A 25,271-nucleotide genomic window follows, 5' to 3' on the forward strand; every position below is an offset into this window, starting at 1 on the left:
ACGACCCGCACGTCATCAACCTGCAGGGCCGGCTCCAGTGCGGAACGACATGGCTGATATCGGCGGGTAATCCCGCATAGGTGAGCCGAGTTCTGCCGTCGCCGCCGGGACGGACCGCGCCAACGCCCGGCCACTCGCTCCGCTGCCCGAACCGATCATCGCCCCGGACGCTCGCCCGCCTTGCACATCCACCGACGTAACCGGTCGGTGGCATCCTCCATGAGTACGGACATGCCGCTTGAACTGCCTGGATGGAAACCTCGGCAGGCACAGGGCCAGCTTCTACACCACTCACCCGGCGTCGTGGCAGCTGCCGACACCTAAGGCACTCGATATGAAATGAGCCCTTTTCATCCTGCGTAGCGGTTGGCTTCGACGTGATGCAGAACGAGGATGGCCTGCACGATCGGGGTCGCTCGCCGTGGACAGCAGCGCAGCTTGGTCAGGATCTTCCAGGTCTTGAGGGTGGCGATCGCGCGTTCGCCGCAAGCGCGGTTTTGCGCGTGGGCGCGGTTCACGGCCTTCTGCCGGCGTGACAGCTTCGGGCGGAAGCGGCGCCGTTTGAACGGTGTGCGCAGGCTGCCGCGGGCTCCTTGGTAGCCCTTATCGGCGAAGGTCATCACGTCTTCCCTGGTCAGTGCGTCGATGATGCCGTGGGTTCGGGCTGCGGTCAGGTCGTGGACCGAGCCGGGCAGCGCTGGTGAAGCCCAGACGAGCCGGCCAGCGGCATCGGCGATGACCTGCACGTTCACGCCGTGGTGCTTGTGTTTCCCGGAGTAGTACGGCTTCTGGTCGGCGACCCGGTCGATCGGTATCAGGGTGCCGTCCAGGATCGCGTACGCCAGTCGGCGGATCCGTTCCATGGCGGTGGCCAGGTCATTGGCGGCCGTCGCGAGCAGGGCTATCGCTTCCTGCACGTAGCGCCAGGCGGTGGCGACACCGATCTCGAAGCCGGCGGCGAGGCGGGTGTAGGTGTCGCCGTTGCGCAGATGAGCCAGAGCGAGCAGCGCCTGCCGGCCGGGGTCGAGGCGCCGCCACCGGGATCGGCGCTGTTGACGGTGGCCGCGGATGCGTTCGGCGAGGTGGTTCAGGGTGCGGCTGGACAACGGAATCGTGGCGGGGTAGGACAGCATGGCGAGGCTCCCGGTTGGGGCTTCGAGTCTTGGTCGACAGCTGTCCTACCTGGAGCCTCGCACCCATCGATCACCGGGCCTGCCACACCCCTCCTGAGCTGCAAGATCAGCTTGGAAAAGGTTCACTCAAGGAGGCAACATGCCGGCCCATCCGGCATTGGCGCGGAGCCGCAGGCCAAAGCCGGTGAACGCCGAGGGGGAACGACCTCAACCCGCGGCACGGTTACCGCCATCAAAGATCATTCGTTACCGGATGTTACCGCCGTTACCTGGGAAGATCTCCATCTCCCCAGGTCAACCGGTCGGGACGGCCGGATTCGAACCGACGACCCCTTGACCCCCAGGACGATTCGCCACACGTCCACGCACGTCACACACGCTATCCTCAAGATCAGGCCGTTCGACCGACGTCGTACCGCGCACCATCGCGCAGGCCGTGTGGTCCCTACATGGTCCCCGGGACGCCGACACGCTCGATGACCAGCGCACGCTTTAGGAAGTGTGGACACAGCCGCAAGCTGCTTGGCAGTCACCTGGCTTGGCCTGCGTTGCCCCGCTGGCCGCCACGCTACCCACCGAGCACCTTCTGCCGCGCCGACATCTCCTGCCGAAGCCGTCTCACCTCCTCAGGAGGGGCGTCCGGGAAACTGGGCACTGCTTCAGCGATTTCCTCTATCGCCTCCTCGCCGATTACCTGGCTGATGGCATCCCACAGGACCCCTCGCGCCCGAGACGCTTGAGGGCCGATCAGCCACTCGGTGATGAACCGGTCGAGGGTCTCGGCGTCTGCCGTCCCGCTCGCCTCCCGTGAACCGATCCGGTCAATCGAGCGGGTGAGGCACTCAAGCAAGCGAGCTACCTCGATCGCCCGGTCAAGCGGGACGGTCACCGTTGATTCGCCGCTATTCACGTCCAAGGCCGCCCCTCTGAATCAACATGCTGTCGTAGACCGTCCAGGTCCTCGGACGGATAGCCGCCAGTCTGCCCCCGTCCCCCGGATAGGTGCCAAGAACTGCGGCGCCCGGTCGGGGTCAAGGGTGGCCGTAGGCCACCGGCATGCCGACGCGCAGCGCCCTTGGCGCCGGGCGGGCGGCGTAGAGGATCGGGCACCCGGGGGAACGGGTCACGCCCTGGTCCTCACCGCCGTTGAACCGCAGGCGGCGACCAACGAGAGGCCGCGGGCAAGCAGCTCCGCAGCGCGGCAGCCGATCGCCCCAACCTCAACGGGGAGCAAGCCCGACGCCGATCGTCCCGCCTCAGCCCTTGTGCCCTTGGTGGTTCCGTCAGCGTGGCCGGCCGATGCCGGCGCTTGCGCCGCCAACAGGCCGAGGCCGAGCCGGCGCGGCCCACTTGCGGGCCGTCTTGATCCAGAGAACGAGCAATTTGGCAAATGACCCGGGTAGGCACCTGAAACTTGACCAACGGTCAAGCAGCGCTAGGCACGCTTCAACTTGACTGATCTTGGTCCCCGGAACGGCGAAAAGAGCCGATCCGATTTCCGGATCAGCCCTCTGACCTGCGTCGGGACGGCCGGATTCGAACCGACGACCCCTTGACCCCCAGAGATCGGCAACGCGGTCTGGTACGGCTCCCGCCGCTGGCCGACGGTTCGGTGACGGTCACCGTGGTCCTGCTTCGTGCCGTCGGTTGCTGTACTGCAGTGCTGTACCGCCGACCTTCTAGCGAGCGATCGCCCTTGGTCGTGGCGCCGCCTTTCTTGCCGGAGAAGCCACCGCGGCTGCAGACCCCCGGATCGGGTGACGTGCTGGCAGAGGTCTCGTGGCTCGTATCCACCTGGCACATCCCGCCCCACAATGGCGGCCGCACCCCTCCCCGTCGGCCTGCTTGGCGGGCAACGGGACTGAGGTCGCCGGGCCCCAGGGGCCGCTGCACGACTCCGCAAAATCAGCCCGGAATTCCGAGGTGGCCCACTAGTTGTCCGCGGAAGGAGTTGGACGAACACGGAATGCCGTAACGCCGACAGGCGGGTCCAGCCACTCGAGTGCGACGCCTACGGCGACTTCGACAACAGGATCCGCAACATCTTCCTGAACATCGCGAACAGCAACGGCGACGTCGACGTCTGGAAGAATTACCCAATCGGTCAAGCCGTCCAGCTTACGAGGCTGGCGTATCAAGTTCCTTGAACGAGCAAGATCGAGCACCAGACAGCCCTCGCCAAGTCCATCGACATCGAGAAAAATGCCTGCACGAGCACTGCCTTCGGGGAACCAATCTGCCACACCAAGCGCATCGGCAAGCGTCCAGGAGTTCAGAACCACAATAAACAGTTCCGGTGCATCCTCAGACCGGAGGCTGGCCACTGCACTCCCGATGGCATCGACGGTCCCCTCTTCCCATGGCACCTGGGAAGCTATGGCCTTGACGATGAATTTGTTCTCGCCTGCGATAATGGCGTGGGCATAGCTACTAGCAAGCGAGTCAGGATCCGCAGATTCTCCATGCACTGATACGAAGTACTCCTTTGGGATCCTCGTACTCAAGTAGACATAGGAATCCTCGTCAGACACCACTGAATCCTCACCAGCAAAAACCGAGGAGATTCTAGTATTTTCCTCTAAAAGCGCGGATCTCATCGCTTCCACAAATCGGTGGACCCTCTCTTTGTCTATTGTTGATACCCGAAGCGACTGCCTATCACGCTCCCTGCGCTTCACAATGACTTCATTGAGGATATCCTTTAGCGTTTGCCCGTCACCAAGTGCACAAGAGGGAAGAATCTCGCCGAGGGTCCGGGCCAGGTCAAAGCCAGCCAACAACCTGCCGGCCTGGTCGCTATCTTCCGTTGATGGCTCAGTCGGGACACAGAAAGCACCAACTCGTCCAGCCATCAGGAGCGCACCAGTTGCCAGATATGAGTCAAACTCCGCAAAGTGAAACTGAAGGGGGACCTTGGTCGAGATCTCCCAATTACTCCATGGTGGGATGCGAGCCGACTCATCGACCACATCAGCGTACGCTTCCCACAGCATGCGAGAAGGAACCGACTCAATCAAGTCAGCCGCAATCTGCTTGAGCCCGTCAGAGGCTCCAAGTTTGTGTGTACGGTAAAGCGTCCACCCAAAGACGGCCAGCAGAGTTGCCGCTTTCGCTCGCGCCCCGGACCGCCTCACGTTCGAAGAGAATAAGATCGGATGGCCAAAGTAGGCGAGTAGACGTTTTAGAGAGTCCGGATCCGGCCTATCGACGTAGACGCGGAGCATTCCAGCCCATACGTCAGCCACGTGCCGGTCTACAACCTCTTGGGCGGACGGATTTCGCTCGACCCTGCTTCGCATGTAAAGGTCAGTAAGATTCTGCAGAGAAACTGCTATGTACTCTGGCGAGTCTATGGAGGCCGCACCCTCGGCGGCGTACAAGTAGGCGGGATAGAGCGACAAAAACTCCCTTAGGGCGTCGTAGTCTCCACCCTCAAACGACATGCGGCACAAGGAGTACGCATTATCTACCGCAACGGACAGCCCTCGCTCGCCCAAAGATGAAATAGCAGCCAAGGCGACCTCGCGAACATCTCGTTGGAGCCACCTCCAGTATGGCCCGTATGCCCCGTAGAAGAAGTGGGTAGTGGGTTCGGTACTTGAGTGAAGACTTGCGATCACCCGTCCAAACAATTTCTCGTACGCATCCAGCCCTCGTCGAAGCGCCCCGGTAGTCCCGGCAGAAATCGCTACGAGCAGGCTGTCCTTCAGCGTCACCAATTCGTCCCTGAGGCCATCCTCCTCCCTGCCGCCCTCTTTCAATGAGACGCAGCGGCGTAGCTCGCGGGCGAAGGAACTCGCTCGTGAGTCACTGATGGCAGCCCCGGATACAAGACTGAAGATTGGCCTGCCTGCGTGAACGGTTTCGCCGATCGCATAGTTGAGGCTCAGAAACAACTGGTTAGCATCAGAATGGATCGCTGGCTTGACAAGGCTCACCCCACCCTCAGTTGCGGGAAGCTCCGACGCTGGAAGCTGCGACAGAATGCGGGAACCAGCCCTCTTCAATGAGAGATAGTCGACGTCTTCGATCACGGCCAAGCTCTCAGCTACCACCAGGTCTACGCTGAGGACATTATGAGGCAACCTTGAACCGAACCTAATCGGACTGCTCGTCGGAAATAGCTCGCCTAGCCTAGCATTCGACCCGGCTTGCAAGTCGAGCAGATAAAGCCCCTTTGCAAGCTTTTCTTCAAGCAGTGATAGGGCGCTGGCCGCAGCCTTTCGATCATCTAGAAAGTACCTCGCCGCCCGGAAGTATGAGAACCCGATGAAGCCGATGGGCAACACGAAGCAGAACACAAAACACAAGATCAGGGCACCATCACTAACCAACCAAGTGCCAACGATTCCGAGGGTCACATTACTAATTCCCACAAACAGCAGCAAGCCGCGGAATAGTGTTTCCCGGTAAAGGACCTCCCGACTGCTCCGGATTGCGACGGGCGGGTTTGTCGCAAGCTGGATGATTAGCGCCAGCCCAGCGAATGCAATTGCAGCGATGGACGTCTGGACCTGCCAGGCCAAGCCCAAGGCTTCACCTGCATTCGAGGGAGCCCAGTCTTCCAAAAATACCGGGGAATGCTGCCGCAAGGCGGTTGAACCTGCAATAACAGCACCGAAGAGAAGAGAACTGAGGTACCAGGACTCAGTCCACCGCAAAGTATTGAGGAAGTGTTTCGCCTGGTACGGCCGCGCCGCTACTCGCTCTGCCCGAACCCACCCGGACACCGCGCTCCTTCTGCGACGAACCGAAGCATATAAGAATTCCAGAACTTTCGCGAAAGCGACAAGACGGGTGAAGATGGCGTTCACACCTGAAGCGGCGAAGGAGCGGGAGCGCTGCGTCACTGATACGACCCTAGCTTGTTTCGGTTACCGGTACTACATGGGAACACATACTTCTAGCCGACGTTGCATCGCGCTGGCTGAGCCGGACACTGGCCTAGGCAGTCAAGAGGCGCCGAGCAGGCAAATTCCAGGACTGGCTGGACTGCTGGGTGGCCTGTCAGGATGGCATGATGATCCCGATCGAGTCACCAGGTCCCGATCTCGTTACCGCCCTGGCGAATGCACGTTCGGCTGTCGAAGATCATATGGTCCGGGCAGACCGCGCAGGCATCATCTGGCGCGAGGAGACTGTCTCGGAGCTGCTTTGGGTCCATGCGCATCCTCACATCTCATGTGCCGACTTCAGTAGGAAGCAAGAGAACCGGGTAGGGGCAGACTGGCTGTGGTGGTGGGTTGACGGCAGCGGCGAATGCTTTGGGCTGCTGGTGCAAGCAAAGCGACTGCATCACAGTCAATCCCAACAACCGCATGCACAGCTTGACTTTGGGCACGGCGATGGCGAGCATTTCCGCCGCCTGGTTGGCACTGCTGATCGCCTCGGTGTACCGGCTGCATACATCGTCTACTTCGGCGGCGTCGAACACCGCTACGGCCTCAGCTGCGAAGCGGACGACCACACGTCTCAGTGCCTCCCATGCAAGCGCCGTAGCGTCTCGGTCATCACCGCGTTGCAGGCTGGGATGTTGCTCGGCGCAAGTCAGAGGGATGCAGCCACTGGGACGTTCCTGTACTCGAAGCCGCTCGAGGACCTCGTAAATCCTGACCTCGCTGCGCGACCGATCCAGGATCTCAACCTCTGCAATGTCGACATGGAGCTGCGGCGGCTTCTGCTCACGCCACAAGTCGGAGCGCGGCTAGTCGCCAAAGAGGTTTTCCGCATGGTGGCGGAGATGCGGATGGGCCAGCTCAGCGCCGCCGTGGCCGACCGCGTCGAACTTGAAGACGACATCATCTTCCCTGACCTGCCGCTGGATAGCGGTCACTTTTCTCGCCCTTACTACCCATATGTGATGCGCGGACTTCGGCGCCGGCTTCCAGACACGGTCCAGCACGTACTTAACGGCAAGCCGCCGCCGGAGGAGTTCCATGGAGTCGCCGGCCTAGTCGTTGTGTATTGCTGAGCCTCACCTCGTCGGGATGGCCACCCTCATATGTGGACATGGGGCGCCGCACCGCAGGTTGCTTGCGACCGATTTGTCTATGGGTGTTGGTCGTTTGGTCGCCCGTCTGACGCAGCAGCCGTACCGGCCGGCGCGGCCAGGGGCTGATCGCCGATTGGCCCTCGGCTCCGTCCATTGGACGCGCGACGGGCGCGATCGCACTCCTCTGCCTGACAAAGATCAAGACCGCGGTCGGTCGGTGTGGGTCTCTGCCGCTGACCTGCTCGCGGTGTCGCGTTCCGTCGCCCTCGGCCATGCCCGTCGGCCGCTTGGCTGTACGGATGGCTGTCAGGCAACCTTCTCATCCGTAGCTCCAGGCGATGCAATCTCCTACGGCCGTCACCGACGTCGGACAGCTCCTGGTCGCCGCCTGGTAGCTATTGCGGCTCCGGCGGTTGCTGTGCACCGCTGCTGTACTGCTGGGTTCCCGCTTCAGGGCAGGCAGGGCCAGCCGGAGCCCGCCGAACGCTTCGTCCCGAACGCGGATGCGGTGCATTCATCGGCTGGCATCTGGTGGTGTCGCACGTCCTCAACCACGACCGCCGTGCTAGTTCTTGGTATGTCTGGCCGGCTGTTGGCAATGCTGACGCTGCCTTCTCGTGCTCTCCGGGCGCACCGCGGCCTTCGCCCACGGTGACTCAACCGGGCTCAGGTGCGGCCAGGCTCCGTGCATCCTGGTCCGCACCGCATTTCTACCGCGGTTCTGGGTGGCCGTTCTCCCCCACGAAGGTCGAGCTGTTCGCCTGTTCCAGGTCTCGTGGGTTCAGAACTCTCCGAGCCCCGGCCGGCTTGCCAGCGAAAAGGGCGCCGGCAAGGGTGAAGCGCAGGGCCGTGAGCATGTCCTGTCCCTCCTCCAGCTCGATGCGGATCCTCTCGAGCTCCTCCAGCGTCTGAGGACCCGGCGCGTTGGCCTTGGGATGGAGCGTGCGCCAGGCGGCCGTCTCGCCGCGCTGGCGAATCAGGTCGTCGAGGTCCTCCTGGGATCCGAGGGCCTGCAATGCCTTTGCATCGAACAGGCGCTGTCTGTCGTCCGGCGTCCAGATGCTGTGCATAACCGAATGTCGAGCCTCAAGCCGCTCTCGGACGGTCGCAAGAACTCCTTCCGCATAATCCCTAAGCTCCCCCTCGAAGAACTCGCCGACACGCGCGATCAACTTCTTGTGGAGGCCAGAGCTATTGATCTTGAGTAGCGCGTCGAACGGCTGGGGTGCCTTGAGCGCGACGAGCACCAGAGCAAGTTCCTGATCGACTCGTGCTGCCGCGATTGCCACTCGGCCGATCTCCGCCAAGATCGCCACTGGTGGGTACAGCTCGCCTATCCGAGCGTTCTGCCAGTCGAAGTCCTCGCCACTCATGAGATGAGCGAACGCGGGTAGAAGCCATAACTCAAGCGAGTATCCCTTCTAGCGCGGAGATCCGTTAGGGTACTCCGGCTCGGGGCCCGCTCGGGCGTGCCGGCCCTCAGGCCAACCCCGCCCCTGGCACCTAGCGGCGCTACCAACTGTTGGGATCAACCAGCGGCCTCTCCGGTGTGAACGCCAACCGCGTTTCCTGCCTCGCCGCAACCGTTGCTATCTAGTGCTGACTGCTTCGAGCCGACCGCCGGCCACGACCGTCCAGCCCTAGTCGGACCTAACCGTGCCGCTGACTTCTTGCTGACGAGCACCACCGCACCTTCAGGGTGCGTCAGTGGCGTCACGACCGATCGGAGCGCCTGCAACGCGAGATCGGCTCGCTAGGGCACTGTAGAGCAATGCAGTCTCGATGGAGGTCGGGTGCCAGGCTTGCGACGATGGCCGCAGCCCTAGTGATCTTGGCTGTCGGTAGCACGCTAGCTGGTCGGGCGGGCGCTGGGTGGCCGGTGTGGCTCTCGACCGTGGTCATCGCACTCGCTACCGCCCTTGCGCCTGAGGTATCCAAGCTCCTGGAGACAGAGAGAGCGTCTAGAGCCAGAAGGCGCGAGTTGCTTGAAGCACGGAAAGCGAAGGCTGAAGATGTACTAGCAGCAGAACGCGGTGCGCGAGCAGCACTTCCGACTGTCGCTCAATGCAACCCACGCAGATTAGGGGTGCACTCGTCGATCAGCCTACCGGACGGCACGTCGGCTCCCACGAGCCTACCCGCATACGTTCCCCGAGACGCAGACGCTGACATTCGCACCCTCATATCGACGGGAATGAAACAAGGTGCCTTCGTCCTAGTTATCGGCCGATCGTCAAGCGGCAAGACTAGGCTGCTATACGAGGCGATTCGCGCCACTGCAGAAGATTGGAGACTCCTGCATCCCTCAGACGCCACAACGCTGAAGGAGCTCGCACAGGCAGGAATCTCGCTTCCGCAGACGATCGTATGGCTTGATGAAATTCAGAACTACATGTCCGGAGAGAACGGACTCGACCCTAGTACGGTACGGAAGCTGCTGGGAGGTGAAGGACCAACAATATTCGTGGGAACTATCTGGCCAGATCGTTACGCGCTTTACACCGAGTCGCCAATGGACTATGGCAGCCATATTCGAGAGCGGGAAGTACTACGACTGGCAGAGATAGTCGAGGTTCCAGACAGATTATCCACTGCGGAACGGCGGCGGGCCGGGGTGGTTGCAGGAGTTGACTCAAGGATCGCTTTAGCGCTTGAGGAAAAAGACTACGGCATGACTCAGTTCTTGGCGGCCGCGCCTGAGTTGGTACGCCGGTGGACGGCTGCCCCTGATTCTTACAAAGCAGCGCTTATCACAGCGGCGATCGACGCAGTCAGGCTCGGTACGCCTAGCCCTGTCTCTCTAGATCTCTTGCGCGATCTTGCACCGGCCTACTTGACCAGCTCGGAGAGAGCTCAAGCAAGTCCGAGTTGGTTCGAAGATTCGCTCAAGTACGCCACCGCGCTGCTACTAGGAGCGACATCGGCCCTAATGCCAGAGGGCAGCGAATGCCTTCCCGGCGAGTTTAACGCCGTGAGTGTCGCGGATTATCTACTGCAGTACGGCACCAATTCTCGCCGCTCCACACTTCCCCCGAAGGCCGTGTGGGACATATACCTTCGAAACACGACTAATCCTGACGCTCTCCTCGAAATGGCGCATAGCGCCAAGGACCGCACACTCTTTGCTACCGCAGAGCGCTTCTACCTGGCTGCAGTCGCGGCCAATGCCCCTGAGGCGAGGATCGGATTCGCCGCAATGCTTACCGAGCGGGGCCGCCTTGATGAGTCGATCGCACTGCTGCGAGAAGCACTAACCCTTGGCGACGAATACGCTTTCGGGGACTTGGCGGAGGCACTGGAGCGGAGGAATGCCGAAGGCGATGAAGAAGAAATGCTAAAGGTCCTATATCAAGGAGTAAGAGCTGACGATGTTGAACCATCGAGACTGATTAGAGAATTGATCAAACGTGGGAGGCTCGACGAGGCCGAAGCAGTAATGTGGGGGTCGCTTGACTCCTCCGAGCTAGAGGTCTTTCTAATGCTCGCGGAATTCCTTGCGGAACGAGGCAGAAACGAAGAATGTTTGACCGTCCTGCGCCGAGGTGTTTCGCAAGTTCATAGTCTCATAGAGAACGATTCTGAATACAGGAGCAGTTGGTACAGCTACTACATTCTTGAGCGCCTCCACTCCTCGCTTGGCGACACGGACGCCGCAGAGTCTGCGCTTAGGCGCGGCGTAGAAGCTTGCGACAACAGCGTTTCGATTCATGAAGATCTGGCCCGATTCCTCTTTAGCGCCAAGCGAACGACGGAGGCCATTGAGCTTTTGAATGATCGCTACGCTCAGGGGTGCGCCTCTTGCGGTCGGATGCTCGCGGACCACTACCTAGAGGCGGGCAATCCCGAGCGCGCCAAGGAATACCTCCGTGGCGTCCTCGGAAAGATCCAATATGTGTCGTCTTCGCTCGCCAGACAGCTAGAGAAGGAAGGTGACTTGGCTGAGGCAGAGCGCATTTTACGCAACGATGGACGCCCAGAAGAACGGGCAGACATTTCCCTCGTAAATTTCCTGGCTCGACAGGGTCGGTTTGCAGAAGCGATCGAAACCTGCAAGGATGTCGTTAAGTCGGGCGATTACATGTCATATCGAAACCTCCAAGATCTGCTCGAATTGCATGGCGACCGGCTTGAGTTCGAGCAGATACGGGATCACGGTATGGAAGTGGAGTACTTCAACTGACGACAGGAAGCACCGCGCCTAGGCTTTCCCGCCATCCCGTCTGCCGCCGACCCACACTTTGGTGGAGCGGGCCAGGGCCAGGGTGACAAGGTGGAGCGCCTACCGGACGTACGACCTTGTCGCCCTGGCCCTGGTCTGCTCGGCTTGCCTGGGTCGGTGGCTGGCGGGACGGCATCCCACCTCAACCACCCACCCGCCGAAACCGTTCGGCAACTCCATCCTGGAGTCGTCTGGCCCCCGCCGGAGGCACAGCTCTAACCCCGCCCTCCCTCACCCTTCAACCCCTTTCACCACCTCCACCCCTTCCCCCTCCTTGGGCTCCAGCGGCCAACCGCGGTTGTTCGGCAACTCCGTCCACCGGTGGTGGTCGCTGGTCTTCGTGGGTCTCTGGATCGTCGGGAACGGATGAGCGTGTCCGCTTGGCCCCTGGTCGTTCTTCGGGACTCGTCAACGGGTCACCTCACTGACCCAGGGGTGACGCGCGGGGCGGGGCGTGGGGTTCGGGCCGGCTGACTTTCCGCCCCGGCGCCCCGGCGCCATGGCGCCGGGGCGGCGGCTCCGCAGGAGCCGTTTGCCGCGCCCCGGCCCGCGCCGCGCGGAGCGCCTTGATCTAGTACAGGCCAATTCGGCAACAGATCATCGGCTGCGCCTGTGATCCGTCAGCTGATGTGCGACGCAGCTCCGTCAGGTGATGTGCGACGGGTGGTCTAGGAAACGTGGGTAGCGATCCGCGGTCGCTGGCCTTTGATGCTACGGACTGGTTGGGTGGTGGAGCGTCGGATGACCTTGGTGTCGTCGTCGGTGAGTTCGATGGCCAGGGTCGTTTCGGAGACGGTCACGGTGACGGTCTGATGCCGGTGCAGCCGGCCGAGGGCGACCTTCTGGCCAGCGACCATGATGATCCCGCTGTTGGAAGCCCTCCGTTGCACCCGAACGGGTTCGATGGAGGGTCGTGGTGGTGGTCCTGCCGGTCGGGCACCGCGGAGGCGTTTCATCTGTTCCGGGCTGAGTGGGTTGGCGCGGGTGCGGAGCAGTTCGCGGGTGTCCAGGTCGTAGAACATGAGGGTGGTCGGTTCGATGCGGATGCCGACGCGGCGGCCGGCGAGGATCTCTGCGGCCAGGACGATGTGTTGGCCCAGCGAGACCCCGCCGCCTCGGTTGACGCAGCGTTCGACCTCGATGGCGTCGCCGTCCTCGATCGGCGGCAGGGGTGCGGGTCCGGCTGGGACGGCGCCCTGGCGAACGAGGGTGGCCAGGTCGTTGACGCTCAGGTGGGACCGGACGGTTTTGATGCGGATGCCGTGGCTCAACAAGGTCGCCAAGACCTGCCAGTGCTGCGCCCAGGGCAAGGACGAACGCCGGCCACCGGAGAACCGGAAATGCTGCGCTGTCGGCCGGTGCTGCCAGGATCTCCCCTCGCCCCGGACGGTCAAGGGAATCCGCGCCGTCCTCCGCTCCGCCCTCTCGCAGGCCGTCGTGGAGGAGCTGGTCGCCAAGAATGTGGCGGCACTGGTCAAGCATCCGCCGATCCGCGCCCGCAAAGGGAAGTCGTGGAGCAGCGAGGAAGCCCGCACCTTCCTGGAAGCGTCCCGCGACGGCGACGACTACCTCTACGCGGCCTACGTCCTGGTCCTGGTGCTCGGCCTGCGCAAGGGCGAAGTCCTCGGGCTCACCTGGGACCACATCGAGTGGAGCGGCTGGGACAAGCCCTGCGCTCCGCATGGGGAGGAATTCTGCGAGCACTGTCGGGACGGCCACGACATCAGCCTCGTCATTGACAAGCAGCTCCAACGGGTACGCGGGCGACTCCTGCACCGGGCCACCAAGACCGAGGAGTCCGACGCCCCCCTACCGCTTGCCGGCCATTTGCGTTACCGCCCTGCGGCACCGCTACCGGCAACAGGAGGCGGCCCGGGAGAAGGCGGGCGAGGCGTGGCACGACACCGGCATGATCTTCACGACCCGCTACGGGTTGCCGGTCGAACCGCGGAACTTCAACCGCTCCTACGATGCCCGGATCGCAAAATGCCGATGTCCCGAAAATCACGGTCCACGACGCGCGGCGGACCTGTGGCTCCCTCCTGGTCGACCTGGACGTGCATCCCCGGGTCGCCATGGCGATCCTGCGGCACGCCGACTTCTCGATCACGATGGAGATCTACAGCCAGGTCTCCTCGAAGGCGACCCGGGAGGCCCTGCGGAAGCTCGGCCAGAGCCTCGATCAATGAGCCGTTGCAGTACTTCGCTGCTGTACAAGATCAGAAAAGGCCACCCGGAAGATCCCGAATGGCCTCTGACCTGCGTCGGGACGGCCGGATTCGAACCGACGACCCCTTGACCCCCAGTCAAGTGCGCTACCAAGCTGCGCCACGTCCCGATGCCCCCGCCAGGTCTCCCCCGCGGCAGCCGGTACAGCTTAGCGCAGGATCTTCGCACCGTGCGCAGAGGCCCCTCCCGCGCCGCGCGCCACACCCCCTAGAGCGTCCTAGGAGGGTGGCGTGCGGCAACAAGCGGCGACCAGGGGTCAGCCGTGGGCCTTGCCTCGGCCGCCGGGGCCGAGCTTCTTGCGCGGGCGTACCGAGATCTCGATCGGGCTGCCCTCGTAGCCGAACTCCTCGCGGAGCTTGCGCTCGACGAAGCGCTGGTAGCCGGCGTCCAGCGGCCCGGTGGTGAACAGCACGAACCGCGGCGGCGCCGCCCCGGCCTGGGTGGCGAACAGGATGCGTGGCGCGCGTCCGCCGCGTACCGGGTGCGGGGTGGCCTGGACCAGCGCGGTGAGCCACTGGTTGAGCTGCGCGGTCGGGATGCGCGTCTCCCAGCTGGCCAGGGCCTTGCGCAGCGCGGGCGCGAGCTTGTCGACGGCGCGGCCGGTCTTCGCGGACAGGTTCAGCCGGATCGCCCAGGGGATGCGTCGCAGCTCCCGGTCGATCTCCTTGTCCAGGTAGTAGCGGCGGTCACCGTCGACCAGGTCCCACTTGTTGAACGCGATGACCAGCGCCCGGCCGGACTCGACGACCATGGTGAGGATCCGCTGGTCCTGCTCGCTGATCACCTCGCTGGAGTCGATCAGCACCACGGCGACCTCGGCCGCCTCGATCGCCGAGGCGGTGCGCAGGCTGGCGTAGTACTCGGTGCCGCTGGCCTTGCCGACCCGCTTGCGTAGACCGGCGGTGTCGACCAGCTGCCACGTCTCGCCGCCGATCTCGACCAGGCTGTCGACCGGGTCGACTGTGGTGCCCGCGACCGAGTCGACGACCGCCCGCTCCTCGCCGGAGAAGCGGTTGAGCAGGCTGGACTTGCCGACGTTGGGGCGGCCGACCAGGGCTACCCGGCGCGGGCCGCGCGGCCGGTTCTCCACGATCTTCGGCGCCTCGGGTAGCGCGTCCAGGATGGCGTCGAGCAGGTCGCCGGAGCCGCGGCCGTGCAGCGCCGACACCGGGAACGGCTCACCGAGGCCGAGCGACCACAGCGAGGTCGCCTCCATCTCGATGGTGGTGTTGTCGGCCTTGTTCGCGACCAGGATGACCGGCTTGGCGCTGCGGCGCAGCATCTTCACCGCGGCCTCGTCCACGTCGGTCGAGCCGACCATGGCGTCCACCACGAACAGCACCACGTCGGCGGTGACCACCGCGATCTCGGCCTGGGCGGCGATGGCCGCGGCACGGTCCTTGGCGTCGGGTTCCCAGCCGCCGGTGTCCACGACTGTGAACGCCCGGCCGTTCCACTGCGCGTCGTAGGGCACCCGGTCCCGGGTCACGCCGGGGATGTCCTCCACGACCGCCTGCCGACGGCCGATGATGCGGTTGACGAGCGTGGACTTGCCGACGTTGGGGCGGCCGACCACTGCCACCACCGGCTGCGGGCCGGTCGGCTCACCGGAGTCGGCCTCCGGCTCGCGCAACTCCACCCAGCCTTCGAAGTCCTCGCTCACGCGGCACCCCGCTCGGTGAGCATGTCCCGCAGACGCGCCACGACCTCGTCGATGCCCAGCTCGGTGGTGTCCAGCACCACCGCGTCAGGGGCCTGCTGCAGCGGGTTGACCTTGCGGGTCGAGTCGAGCCGGTCCCGGCGGGCCAGGTCGGCGGCGGTCGCCGCGACGTCGGCGGCGTCCTCGGCGCTGCGCCGCTTCGCGCGCGCCGCCTCGGAGGCGGTCAGGTACACCTTCAGGTCCGCGTCCGGCGCGACCACCGAGCCGATGTCCCGGCCTTCGACCACGATCCGGCCCGCGTCGGCGATCACCCGCCGCTGCCGGTCCACGAGCAGCTCGCGTACGGCGGCGACGGCGGCCACCGCGGAGACGGCTCCGGTCACCTCGGCGCCGCGGATGGCGGTGGACACGTCGGTGCCGTCGACTGTCACGGCGTACCCCTGGGGGTCGGTGCCGATGCGGAGGTCGGCCTCGGCAGCGACCTTGGCCACCGACTCGGCGTCGGTGAGTTCCACGCCGGAGCGCAGGACCGCCCAGGTCAGCGCCCGGTACATGGCGCCGGTGTCGAGGTAGCGGGCGCCGAGGCCCGTGGCCAGTCGCCGCGACACGGTGGACTTACCCGAACCGGACGGCCCGTCCACAGCGACCACGCATCGCCCGGCCGGTACGTTTTCCTCCACCGTTGTCCTCCTCAGCCCGTACCTCGCGGGTCGCCCGGTGTGTCGGGCGCCGTTGAGCGGATGTTCCGTCTTGAATCATGCCCGCGCCGCGCGGGCGTCCCACCGGGCCGGCGTGTGCCGGCCCGCGGACCGCGTCGAAGCCTACCGGGAGCCGTACCCCGATCGTCGGGGTCAGTCACCCACGGCCTTGAACAGGGCGGCGACCTCCGCGTTGGTCAGCCGCCGCATCCGCCCGGTGCGCAGGTCGCCGAGCTTGATCGGACCGATCGAGGTACGGATCAGACGGCTCACCGGGTGTCCCACCTCGGCCATCAGGCGCCGGACGATGTGCTTGCGCCCCTCGTGCAGGGTCAGCTCCACCTGGGCGGTTTTGCCAAGCGTGTCGACCAGCTTGAACCCGTCGACCTTCACCGGCCCGTCCTCCAGCTCGACGCCGGCGGTCAGCCGCTTGCTCAGGTTGCGCGGGATCGGCCCGGCCACCTCGGCGAGGTAGGTCTTGAGTACCTCGTACGACGGGTGCATGAGCTTGTGGGCGAGGGTGCCGTCGTTGGTGAGCAGGAGCAGGCCCTCACTGTCGGCGTCGAGCCGCCCGACGTGGTAGACACGCTGCTCCAGCCGCGCGCCGATGAAGTCGGCGAGCTCGGTGCGGCCCTTCTCGTCGGCCATGGTGGTGACCACCCCGCGCGGCTTGTTCATCGCCACGTAGACCAGGCGGACGTCGGCCTGGAGCCGCTCCCCGTCGACGACGATCACGTCGCGGGCCGGGTCGGCCTTGTCGCCGAGCTGCGCCACCCGCCCGTTGACTGTGACCCGGCGCCGGAAGATCAGGTCTTCACAGGCGCGCCGGGAACCCACCCCCGCGGCGGCGAGCACCTTCTGGAGGCGCTCGGCGCCCTCGTACACGGGGGCGTCGGGCTTCGGGGCACGGTCATCGCGTCGCATCGGCAAGCTCTTCTACGTCGTCGGGAAGGAACGGGGCGAGCGGCGGCAGGTCGTCCACCGAGTTCAGCCCCAGCTTCTCCAGGAACATGGTGGTGGTCCGGTAGAGGTAGGCGCCGCTGTCCGCTTCGGTGCCGCACTCCTCGACCAGGCCGCGACCCACCAGGGTACGGAGCACCCCGTCGCAGTTGACACCCCGGATGGCCGAGATGCGGGAACGGGTCACCGGCTGCCGGTAGGCGACCACGGCGAGGGTCTCCAGCGCGGCCTGGGTCAGCCGCACGGACTGCCCGTCCAGTACGAACCGTTCCACGTACGTCGCGTATTCCGGCCGGGTGTAGAGACGCCAGCCACCCGCGGCCCGGCGCAGGTCGAACCCGTGCCCGGCCGCTGTGTATCCGGCGGCGATCTCGTCGAGCATCGCGCCGACCCGCTCCGGCGCCTGTTCGAGGATCTCGGCCAGGACCAGCTCGCTGACCGGCTGGTCCACCACGAGCAGGATCGCCTCCAGGGCGCCGCGCAGCTCCGCGTCGTCCAGGACGGGCGCGGGCGCCGGTTCCGGCACGGCCCGCCGCCGTCCCCGCTTAGGGGGTACGCCGTCAGCACCCCCTCCCCCACCCGCCCGCTGCTCCGCGGCGACCGGCGCCGTCGTGCCGGCGTCGTCCCCCACCTCTCCCGAGATCTTGGTACGGTCCCGCCCTTCAAAGGGCGCTCCCGTACCAAGATCCGGCGTGGCTGGGCCGGTTGTGGCGATCTTGGAAGGAATGGGCCCCTCTGGGGGCCCTTCGCTTCCAAGATCCGCCGAGGAATCCGGTGTCGCGTCGAGATCTGCTTCCCGGTAACCGGCGGTGTCCGCGATCTCGGGTGCCGGGTGCTCGGCGGGCGGGTCGGAGTCGTCCGGCGCCGGCTTGGGCGGGGCGGGGCGCTCCCACGGGGGCACCCAGGCGGCGGCCTGGTCGGCCAGGGAGTCGCGCCGTTCCTCGTCGCTCATCCGTTCACTCCTGCGTCGGTGCGGGTTCGTCCGCCGTCTCGGTGGGCACGGCGGCGTCGGATGCGGCGGCTGCGGCGACGTCGCCCGGCACGGCGCCAGCGGATTCGGCGGCATCGCCGGCCACCGCGGCAGCGTCCTCGGCCGGAGCAGCCGAGTCGTCGGCCGGCGCGGCGGGGACGGACGTGGTCGTGGGTTCGGGGCTGCCGGCGTACTCGTCGACTGTCAGCTCGGCATCGCCGTCGGCCGGGCCGGTCCAGCGGACAGTGAGTTCCTCCAGCGCCTGCTCCTGCACGAACGCCACAAGCCCCTGCCGGTACAGCTCCAGCAGCGCCAGGAACCGGGCCACCACCTCGAGCGTCATCTCGCAGTCGGCGCAGAGCAGCGAGAACGTGGCGATCCCGGCGCGGCGCAGCCGGTCGGCGATGATGCCGGCGTGTTCCCGGACGCTGACCCGGACCATGTGCACGTGGGCGATCGAGACCTCGGGCACCGGTTTCGGGCTCATCGCCTTGACCGCGAGCTTGCGCAGCCGCTCCGGACCGATGCCGAGCACCAGGTCGGGCAGCGCCTCGGCGTACCGCGGTTCGAGTGTGACCGCCCGCGGGTAGCGCCGGCCGCCGACCGCCTCCAGCTCGGCGATGTGCGCGGCGGCCTCCTTGTACGCCTTGTACTGCAGCAGCCGGGCGAACAGCAGGTCCCGCGCCTCCAGCAGCGCCAGGTCCTCCTCGTCCTCGACCTCGGCCGAGGGCAGCAGCCGGGCCGCCTTCAGGTCCAGCAGTGTCGCGGCGACGAGCAGGAACTCGCTCGTCTCGTCCAGGTCCCACTGGTCGCCCATGGCGCGCAGGTACGCGATGAACTCGTCGGTGACCTTGTGCAGCGCGACCTCGGTGACGTCCAGCTTGTGCTTGCTGATCAGCTGGAGCAGCAGGTCGAACGGGCCGGTGAAGTTGTCGAGCCGGACCGTGAAGCCACTCGTCTGTTCGCCGGTGCCCGGCTCGGCGGGCACCACACCGTCGACCTCGGCGGCCAGCTCCGCGGCGACGGCGGGGTCGCCGGGGCCGTGCGGCGGGTCGAGGGGCGGTGCGGTCACCGGGAAACCGTAGACGACGCGGCGGGCGGCCGGCGTGCGCCCTACCGGTCCGCCTGGGCGGCGATGACCTCCCGGGCGAGCTGCCGGTAGTTGCGCGCGCCGGAGGAGGCCGGGTCGAGGGTGGTGATCGGTGCACCGGCCACCGTGGACTCGGGGAACTTCACCGTCTTGGTGATGACGGTCTGGTAGACCTTGTCGCCGAACGCCTCGACCACCCGCTGGAGCACCTGGCGGCAGTGGGTGGTGCGGCTGTCGTACATGGTGGCGAGGATGCCTTCGAGTTCCAGGTCGAAGTTGAGCCGCTCGCGCACCTTGTCGATGGTGTCGAGCAGCAGCGCCACACCGCGCAGACTGAAGAACTCGCACTCCAGCGGGATGAGCACGCCGTGCGCGACGGTCAGCGCGTTGATCGCCAGCAGGCCCAGCGAGGGCTGGCAGTCGATCAGGATGAAGTCGTACTCCTTGCGGATGGTCCGCAGCACCCGCGCCAGGGCCATCTCCCGGGCGACCTCGTTGACCAGCTGGATCTCGGCGGCGGAGAGGTCGATGTTGGCGGGCAGCAGGTGCAGCCCGGCCACGTCGGTCTTGATGAGGACGTCCTCGGCGGTGACGTCGTCCTGCATCAGCAGGTTGTAGACCGACAGGTCCAGGTTGTGCGGGTTGACGCCCAGCCCGACGGAGAGGGCGCCCTGCGGGTCGAAGTCGACGAGCAGCACCTTGCGGCCGTACTCGGCCAGGGCCGCGCCCAGGTTGATGGTCGTCGTGGTCTTGCCGACGCCGCCCTTCTGGTTGGCCATCGCGATGATCCGCGCCGGGCCGTGCCGGTCGGTCGGCATGGGTTCGGGGATCGGCTTGCGCATGGTGTACGCGGCCGGGTCGGCGGGGCCGAGATCGGCACCGAGCGTCGCCTGCTGCTCACGGAGCTCCGACGTCCAGGTCTCGGCACGGTCACCGTTTCCTGCCATGTCCTCGTTGCCCCCTCCCGACGACCACCCGGCGTCGGAGCCGTCCGACGTCCCTCGCGGCGCCGCTGCGCACCCCCGGTCCGTCGTACCTGGAGGCCCGCGCCGATGCCGACTGTACGCCACCGGCCAGCAGCGCGTTCGGTAGCGGGTCGGCGTGTCGGCCGCCCGTCAGCCAGGTCCGGCCACGTCGGCACTCAGCGGGCGCGGGGGTGGGCTGTCGCGTACACCTCGCGCAGCCGCTCCACAGTCACCAGCGTGTAGACCTGGGTGGTGGTCACCGAGGCGTGGCCGAGCAGTTCCTGCACCACCCGCACGTCCGCGCCGCCGTCGAGCAGGTGGGTGGCGTACGAGTGGCGCAGCGTGTGCGGGGAGACCGCGTCGGGACCGTCGACCGGCAGGCCGGCGCGCGCGGCGGCGGTACGCAGCACGGCCCAGGCGCCCTGCCGGGTGAGCGGGCCGCCGCGCGCGTTCACGAACACCGCGTGGGTGCCGCGCCCGGCGGCGAGCAGCGCCGGGCGGCCCCGGACCAGCCAGGCGCGCAGCGCGTCGGCCGCGTACCCGCCGACCGGGACCAGCCGGGTCCGGCCGCCCTTGCCGCGCAGCAGCACCGTGCCGGCGTCCAGGTCGAGGTCGTCGACAGCCGCGCCGACCGCCTCGGAGATGCGCGCGCCGGTGCCGTACAGGAATTCCAGCAGCGCCCGGTCGCGCAGCGTGCGGGCGGCGGCGTCGCCGCTGGCGCCGGGCAGGTCGGCGGCCTCCAGCAGCCGCAGGACCGCGTCGACGGGCAGCGCGCGGGGCAGCCGGCGCGGCGGCGCGGGCGGGCGGACGTCGCGGCTGGGGTCGGCGCCGGCGAGTCCCTCGCGCAGCGCGAAGCGGTGCAGGCCGCGGACCGCGCTGGCCGCGCGGGCGGCGGAGGAGACGGCGAGCGGCGGGTGGTCGTCGTCGCCGGCGCGCAGCCGGGCCAGGTGGGCCTCGACCTGCGCGGGCCCGGCGGCGGCCAGGTCGTCCACCCCGGCTGCGGCCAATGTGGCGAGGTAGCGGTCCAGGTCCCGGCGGTACGAGGCGAGCGTGTTCGCGGACAGCCCGCGTTCGACGGTGAGGTGGTCCAGATAGGTCCGGACCGCACGGCGCAGGGCCGGCGCGGGTTCCGCGCCGGCCCTGCGCACAGCGGCGTCGGTCAGCTCAGCACCTCGTCCAGCGGCAGCACGTCCATGCCGTGCGCCTCGGCGACCGGGCCGTAGACGACCTTGCCGGCGTGGGTGTTCAGACCAAGGGCCAGCGCCGGGTCGTTGCGCAGCGCCTGCTGCCAGCCCTGGTTCGCCAGTTCGAGGGCGTACGGCAGGGTGACGTTCGTCAGCGCGTAGGTGCTGGTGTTCGGCACCGCACCGGGCATGTTCGCCACGCAGTAGAAGATCGAGTCGTGGACCTTGTAGACCGGGTCGGCGTGCGTGGTCGGGCGCGAGTCCTCGAAGCAGCCGCCCTGGTCGATGGCGATGTCGACGAGCACGCTACCCGGCTTCATCCGGGAGACCAGCTCGTTGGAGATGAGCTTCGGGGCCTTCGCGCCGGGCACCAGCACCGCGCCGATGACCAGGTCCGCGTCGAGCACGGCCCGCTCGATCTCGTACGCGTTGGAGGCGACGGTCTGCAGGTGGCCCCGGTAGATGGCGTCGGCCTGGCGCAGCCGGGCCACGTTCTTGTCCAGCAGCAGCACCTCGGACTGCAGGCCCAGCGCGATGGCGGCGGCGTTCAGGCCGGACACGCCCGCGCCGATGACCACGGTCTTGGCCGCGTACACGCCGGAGACGCCGCCGGGCAGCACGCCCCGCCCGCCGCCGGTACGCATCATGTAGAAGGCGCCCACCTGCGGGGCGAGGCGGCCGGCCACCTCGGACATCGGGGCGAGCAGCGGCAGCGAGCGGTCGGGCAGCTCGACCGTCTCGTACGCGATGCCGGTGACCTTCCGGTCGACCAGCGCGTCGGTGCACTCGCGGGACGCGGCCAGGTGCAGGTAGGTGAACAGCACCTGCCCCTCGCGCATCCGGTGGTACTCCTCGGCGATCGGCTCCTTGACCTTCAGCACCAGATCGGCGGTGTCCCACACCTCGTCGGCGGTGGCCAGGATCTTCGCGCCGGCGGCGGCGAACTCGTCGTCGGTGATGCTGGAACCGACTCCGGCGCCTGCCTCCACGAAGACCTCGTGGCCGTGGCGGGTGAACTCGTTGACGCCGGCGGGCGTGATCGCCACCCGGTACTCGTGGTTCTTGACCTCGCGGGGGATTCCGACCTTCACGATGCAGACACCTTCCTCCGGGGCGGCTCACCCCCGACTGCGCGGCCGCGCCGGCTCCGTTGCCGGCGCGGTCCGCCTGTCCCGCCGGCGGCAGTCTAGGCCCGTGGGAAGCCCACGGGCGGCGACACTGTGACATCCGGTGCCCACTGGTCCTGACGGTGTGTCAGGCACGCCTCGGACTGCCCGGTGGAGACGCCATCCGCCGAGAGGACAAAGTTCGATGACATCTTCCCATCGGCTGAGCGGCGAGGCCGACAGGACGTGAACCGATCACTATTGTGTCCGCTCATGACCACTCCTTATCAGCAGTACCCGCAGGGCGTCTCGGACAAGAGCAAGGTCGTCGCGGGTGTGCTTCAGATCCTGCTCGGCGGCTTCGGCATCGGCCGGTTCTACATGGGCGACACCAAGACCGGTGTCATCCAGCTCATCGTCACGCTCGTGACGTGCGGCTTCGGCGCGATCTGGGGCCTCGTCGACGGCATCCTGATCCTCGTCAACGGCGGTGTCGACGGGCAGGGACGCCCTCTGCGCGACTGACCACAGGCGCACGGAAGGGGCCGCCCGGCGCAGTGCGCCGGGCGGCCCCTCGTCGTTTGCGGATCAGCGCGGCAGCGGCGCCTCCGGGCGGCGCAGCTCGGTGAAGCCGGTGTCGCGGGCGCGGGCGGCGGCGAGCAGCCCGGCCACGCAGGACGCGTTGGTGATCTCGCCGGCCAGCACCATCCGCACCGCCTCGTCCAGGTCCACGCGGACCACCTGGAGGTCGGCCTCCTCGTCGTGCCGGTCGTGCCGCTGATCGGCCGGCACGTCGGCGAGGTCGCGGGCCAGGAACACCCGCACCACCTCGTCGGCGAAACCGGGCGAGCTGTGCAGGTCGACGAGCACGTCGACGCGCCCGGCGGTCAGGTCCGCCTCCTCGGCCAGCTCCCGCAGCGCGGCGGCGGCCAGGTCCTCGCCGCCGACGTCCATCAGCCCGGCGGGCAGCTCCCACAGGTGCCGGCCGACCGGGTGCCGGTACTGGCGGATCAGCACCACCTGACCGGCGTCGTCGAGCGCCACCACGGCGACCGCGCCGACGTGCCGCACGTAGTCGCGGGTCGCGCTGCCGCCGCCGGGCATGGTGACGTCGTCGCTGACCACGGAGAAGATCCGGCCGGACCAGATCTCCCGGCGGCCGGTCACCTCGTACCGGTGCTCGACGCCGCTCACGCCGCCTCCCCGCGCGCCCGCGCGGACCGGCCGCTCACTTCGCGGACGCCTTCGCGCCACCGCCGCCGCCGGCCTTCTTCGACGCGCCGTCCAGGTCCACCGGCAGCTGGTCGGCCTGCGAGTACGCCACGGCGGCGCCGACGAACGCGGCGAACAGCGGGTGCGGCCGGGTGGGGCGGCTCTTGAGCTCCGGGTGCGCCTGGGTGGCCACGAAGAAGGGGTGCAGGTTGCGGTCCAGCTCGACGAACTCGACCAGCCGCCCGTCCGGCGACGTGCCGGAGATGGTCAGACCGGCCTTGGTGAGCTGGTCGCGGTAGGCGTTGTTCACCTCGTACCGGTGCCGGTGCCGCTCGCTGACCTCGGTGCTGCCGTACGCCTCGGCGACGATCGAGCCCTCGGCCAGCTTCGCCGGGTACGCCCCGAGCCGCATGGTGCCGCCCAGGTCGCCACGCCCGGCGACGATGTCCTCCTGGTCGGCCATGGTGGCGATGACCGGGTGCACGGCCTCCTCGTCGAACTCCAGCGAGTTCGCCCCGTCGAGGTTGGCCAGGTGCCGGGCCACCTCGATGGTCATGCACTGGAGGCCGAGGCAGAGGCCCAGCAGCGGGATGCCGTTCTCCCGCGCGTACCGGGCGGTGCCGACCTTGCCCTCGATGCCGCGGACGCCGAAGCCGCCGGGGATCACGATGCCGTCGACGCCGGACAGCGCGGCGGCGGCGCCCGCCGGGGTCACGCAGTCGTCGCTGGGCACCCACTTGAGCTGCACCCGGGCGCGGTGGCCGAACCCGGCCGCCCGGATCGCCTCGCTCACCGACAGGTACGCGTCGGGCAGGTCGACGTACTTGCCGACCAGCGCGACGGTGATCGTGTGCCGGGGCTGGTGCACCCGCTCCAGCAGGTCGTCCCAGCGGGTCCAGTCCACGTCGCGGAACGACAGGCCGAGCCGGCGCACCACGTACGCGTCGAGGCCCTCGCGGTGCAGCACCTTCGGGATGTCGTAGATGCTCGGCGCGTCCGGCGCGGCGGTGACCGCCTCCCGGTCGACGTCGCAGTACAGCGACAGCTTCTCCTTGACCTTCTCCGGGATCTCCCGGTCGCAGCGCAGCACCAGCGCGTCGGGCTGGATGCCGATGCTGCGCAGCTGCGCCACCGAGTGCTGGGTCGGCTTGGTCTTCAGCTCGCCCGACGGCGCCAGGTACGGCACCAGCGACACGTGCAGGTAGAAGCAGTTGTCCCGGCCCAGGTCGTGGCGGATCTGCCGGATCGACTCCAGGAACGGCAGCGACTCGATGTCGCCGACAGTGCCGCCGACCTCGGTGATCACCACGTCGGGCACCTGGCCGTCGGCGTCCGGGTCCGCCATGCCGCGGATGCGGGCCTTGATCTCGTTGGTGATGTGCGGGATGACCTGCACCGTGTCGCCGAGGTACTCCCCGCGCCGCTCCTTGGCGATCACCGCCGAGTAGATCTGGCCGGTGGTGACGTTCGCCTTGCCGGAGAGGTCCCGGTCGAGGAACCGCTCGTAGTGGCCGACGTCGAGGTCGGTCTCGGCGCCGTCCTCGGTGACGAAGACCTCGCCGTGCTGGAACGGGTTCATCGTCCCGGGGTCGACGTTCAGGTACGGGTCGAGCTTCTGCATCACCACGCGCAGTCCGCGCGCGGTCAGCAGACTGCCGAGGCTGGAGGCGGTGAGGCCCTTACCCAGCGAGGAGGCGACGCCCCCGGTGACGAAAATGTGCCTGGTCGTCCGTGCTGTTGGGGCCAAGGCCTGCTCCCGTGTCGTCCGTAGCGGTCGTGCGAACCGCCGTGCCGATCAGCAGAGTGATCACGCGATCCACGGGATTCCACGGTAACACCATCCGGACCGTGAG

Annotated in this window: 19 protein-coding genes, 1 tRNA gene and 1 pseudogene; 5 read left to right on the top strand and 16 right to left on the bottom strand. The window is 66.9% G+C overall.

The annotated features are described in order from the left end of the window. Positions 1–350 precede the first annotated feature (350 nt). From BFV98_RS07850 to BFV98_RS31845, 3 genes are all read right to left on the bottom strand, one after another. Entirely contained in the window at positions 351–1,133 is a 783-nt protein-coding gene (locus BFV98_RS07850) for an IS5/IS1182 family transposase (protein WP_071095663.1), read from the bottom strand. Positions 1,134–1,701: 568 nt separating this feature from the next. Continuing rightward, positions 1,702–2,022: a hypothetical protein gene (locus BFV98_RS07855; protein ID WP_244879749.1), complete on the bottom strand. Its 321-nt coding sequence runs from the start codon at positions 2,020–2,022 to the stop codon at positions 1,702–1,704. Positions 2,023–3,064: 1,042 nt separating this feature from the next. Continuing rightward, the gene (locus tag BFV98_RS31845) at positions 3,065–5,983 is read right to left on the bottom strand and encodes a hypothetical protein (RefSeq protein WP_143025316.1); all 2,919 of its coding nucleotides are present in this window, start codon (positions 5,981–5,983) and stop codon (positions 3,065–3,067) included. A 170-nt stretch (positions 5,984–6,153) separates the two neighbouring features. Between BFV98_RS31845 and BFV98_RS07860 the strand changes: the two genes are divergently transcribed. Continuing rightward, a complete protein-coding gene (locus BFV98_RS07860) occupies positions 6,154–7,104 on the top strand; it encodes a hypothetical protein (RefSeq protein WP_143025317.1) in 951 nt (316 codons plus the stop codon). A gap of 731 nt (positions 7,105–7,835) precedes the next feature. On the opposite strand, the gene BFV98_RS07865 is transcribed toward BFV98_RS07860, so the two are convergent. Beyond that, positions 7,836–8,498, bottom strand: coding sequence for a hypothetical protein (locus tag BFV98_RS07865; RefSeq protein ID WP_041798974.1), 663 nt, complete (start codon positions 8,496–8,498; stop codon positions 7,836–7,838). A gap of 506 nt (positions 8,499–9,004) precedes the next feature. On the opposite strand from BFV98_RS07865, the gene BFV98_RS31850 reads away from it, so the two are divergent. Both BFV98_RS31850 and BFV98_RS33045 read left to right on the top strand, forming a co-directional pair. Continuing rightward, the gene (locus BFV98_RS31850) at positions 9,005–11,305 is read left to right on the top strand and encodes a tetratricopeptide repeat protein (protein WP_176921684.1); all 2,301 of its coding nucleotides are present in this window, start codon (positions 9,005–9,007) and stop codon (positions 11,303–11,305) included. 623 nt (positions 11,306–11,928) lie between these two features. Next, positions 11,929–11,997 (top strand): hypothetical protein, encoded by a 69-nt coding sequence (locus tag BFV98_RS33045; protein WP_143025388.1) that lies wholly within the window; start codon positions 11,929–11,931, stop codon positions 11,995–11,997. 15 nt (positions 11,998–12,012) lie between these two features. Here BFV98_RS33045 and BFV98_RS07875 read toward each other — a convergent pair whose 3' ends face one another. Further along, positions 12,013–12,627, bottom strand: a complete 615-nt coding sequence (locus BFV98_RS07875; protein ID WP_176921685.1) for a hypothetical protein — start codon at positions 12,625–12,627, stop codon at positions 12,013–12,015. On the opposite strand from BFV98_RS07875, the pseudogene BFV98_RS33050 reads away from it, so the two are divergent. Continuing rightward, positions 12,602–13,533 (top strand): annotated as a pseudogene (locus BFV98_RS33050) (tyrosine-type recombinase/integrase); the annotation flags it as partial. The gene BFV98_RS07875 and the pseudogene BFV98_RS33050 sit on opposite strands and share 26 nt — an antisense overlap. Positions 13,534–13,608: 75 nt before the next feature. On the opposite strand, the gene BFV98_RS07885 reads toward BFV98_RS33050, so the two are convergent. From BFV98_RS07885 to ald, 9 genes are all read right to left on the bottom strand, one after another. Then, positions 13,609–13,682 (bottom strand) — tRNA-Pro (locus BFV98_RS07885). 147 nt (positions 13,683–13,829) lie between these two features. Next, complete coding sequence (gene der / locus BFV98_RS07890) at positions 13,830–15,236, bottom strand: ribosome biogenesis GTPase Der (protein WP_013285600.1); 1,407 nt, start codon at positions 15,234–15,236, stop codon at positions 13,830–13,832. Continuing rightward, a complete protein-coding gene (gene cmk, locus BFV98_RS07895; RefSeq protein ID WP_013285599.1) occupies positions 15,233–15,913 on the bottom strand; it encodes a (d)CMP kinase in 681 nt (226 codons plus the stop codon). Before cmk ends, der begins: the two co-directional genes overlap by 4 nt. Positions 15,914–16,084: 171 nt before the next feature. Next, positions 16,085–16,855 carry a pseudouridine synthase gene (locus tag BFV98_RS07900; RefSeq protein ID WP_030274358.1) on the bottom strand — a complete coding sequence of 257 codons (771 nt, stop codon included), beginning with the start codon at positions 16,853–16,855 and terminating at the stop codon, positions 16,085–16,087. Next, the gene (gene scpB, locus BFV98_RS31400; protein WP_083395241.1) at positions 16,842–17,843 is read right to left on the bottom strand and encodes an SMC-Scp complex subunit ScpB; all 1,002 of its coding nucleotides are present in this window, start codon (positions 17,841–17,843) and stop codon (positions 16,842–16,844) included. Before scpB ends, BFV98_RS07900 begins: the two co-directional genes overlap by 14 nt. Positions 17,844–17,847: 4 nt before the next feature. Beyond that, a complete protein-coding gene (locus BFV98_RS07910) occupies positions 17,848–18,873 on the bottom strand; it encodes a ScpA family protein (RefSeq protein WP_369830076.1) in 1,026 nt (341 codons plus the stop codon). Between the two features lie 101 nt (positions 18,874–18,974). Continuing rightward, positions 18,975–19,898: a ParA family protein gene (locus tag BFV98_RS07915; protein ID WP_013285595.1), complete on the bottom strand. Its 924-nt coding sequence runs from the start codon at positions 19,896–19,898 to the stop codon at positions 18,975–18,977. A gap of 194 nt (positions 19,899–20,092) precedes the next feature. Then, complete coding sequence (locus BFV98_RS07920) at positions 20,093–21,064, bottom strand: site-specific tyrosine recombinase XerD (protein ID WP_071095672.1); 972 nt, start codon at positions 21,062–21,064, stop codon at positions 20,093–20,095. An 11-nt stretch (positions 21,065–21,075) separates the two neighbouring features. After that, complete coding sequence (ald, locus tag BFV98_RS07925) at positions 21,076–22,191, bottom strand: alanine dehydrogenase (RefSeq protein WP_013285593.1); 1,116 nt, start codon at positions 22,189–22,191, stop codon at positions 21,076–21,078. A 288-nt stretch (positions 22,192–22,479) separates the two neighbouring features. Between ald and BFV98_RS07930 the strand changes: the two genes are divergently transcribed. Continuing rightward, positions 22,480–22,731, top strand: coding sequence for a TM2 domain-containing protein (locus tag BFV98_RS07930; RefSeq protein WP_030274369.1), 252 nt, complete (start codon positions 22,480–22,482; stop codon positions 22,729–22,731). A gap of 63 nt (positions 22,732–22,794) precedes the next feature. Here BFV98_RS07930 and BFV98_RS07935 read toward each other — a convergent pair whose 3' ends face one another. Both BFV98_RS07935 and BFV98_RS07940 read right to left on the bottom strand, forming a co-directional pair. Continuing rightward, entirely contained in the window at positions 22,795–23,400 is a 606-nt protein-coding gene (locus tag BFV98_RS07935; RefSeq protein WP_013285591.1) for an NUDIX hydrolase, read from the bottom strand. Positions 23,401–23,434: 34 nt separating this feature from the next. Further along, on the bottom strand, positions 23,435–25,165 hold the full coding sequence (locus BFV98_RS07940; protein WP_030274371.1) for a CTP synthase: 1,731 nt from the start codon (positions 25,163–25,165) through the stop codon (positions 23,435–23,437). Between the last annotated feature and the right edge of the window lie 106 nt (positions 25,166–25,271).

The sequence above is a fragment of the Micromonospora sp. WMMB235 genome (assembly GCF_001855515.1).
Lineage (GTDB): Bacteria > Actinomycetota > Actinomycetes > Mycobacteriales > Micromonosporaceae > Micromonospora > Micromonospora aurantiaca.

Coding starts and splice junctions, on each gene's coding strand:
- BFV98_RS07900 (WP_030274358.1), bottom strand. CDS start 16,855: ATGCGACGCGATGACCGTGCCCCGAAGCCCGACGCCCCCGTGTACGAG.
- BFV98_RS07930 (WP_030274369.1), top strand. CDS start 22,480: ATGACCACTCCTTATCAGCAGTACCCGCAGGGCGTCTCGGACAAGAGC.
- BFV98_RS07915 (WP_013285595.1), bottom strand. CDS start 19,898: ATGGCAGGAAACGGTGACCGTGCCGAGACCTGGACGTCGGAGCTCCGT.
- BFV98_RS07850 (WP_071095663.1), bottom strand. CDS start 1,133: ATGCTGTCCTACCCCGCCACGATTCCGTTGTCCAGCCGCACCCTGAAC.
- BFV98_RS07865 (WP_041798974.1), bottom strand. CDS start 8,498: ATGAGTGGCGAGGACTTCGACTGGCAGAACGCTCGGATAGGCGAGCTG.
- scpB (WP_083395241.1), bottom strand. CDS start 17,843: ATGAGCGACGAGGAACGGCGCGACTCCCTGGCCGACCAGGCCGCCGCC.
- BFV98_RS07860 (WP_143025317.1), top strand. CDS start 6,154: ATGATCCCGATCGAGTCACCAGGTCCCGATCTCGTTACCGCCCTGGCG.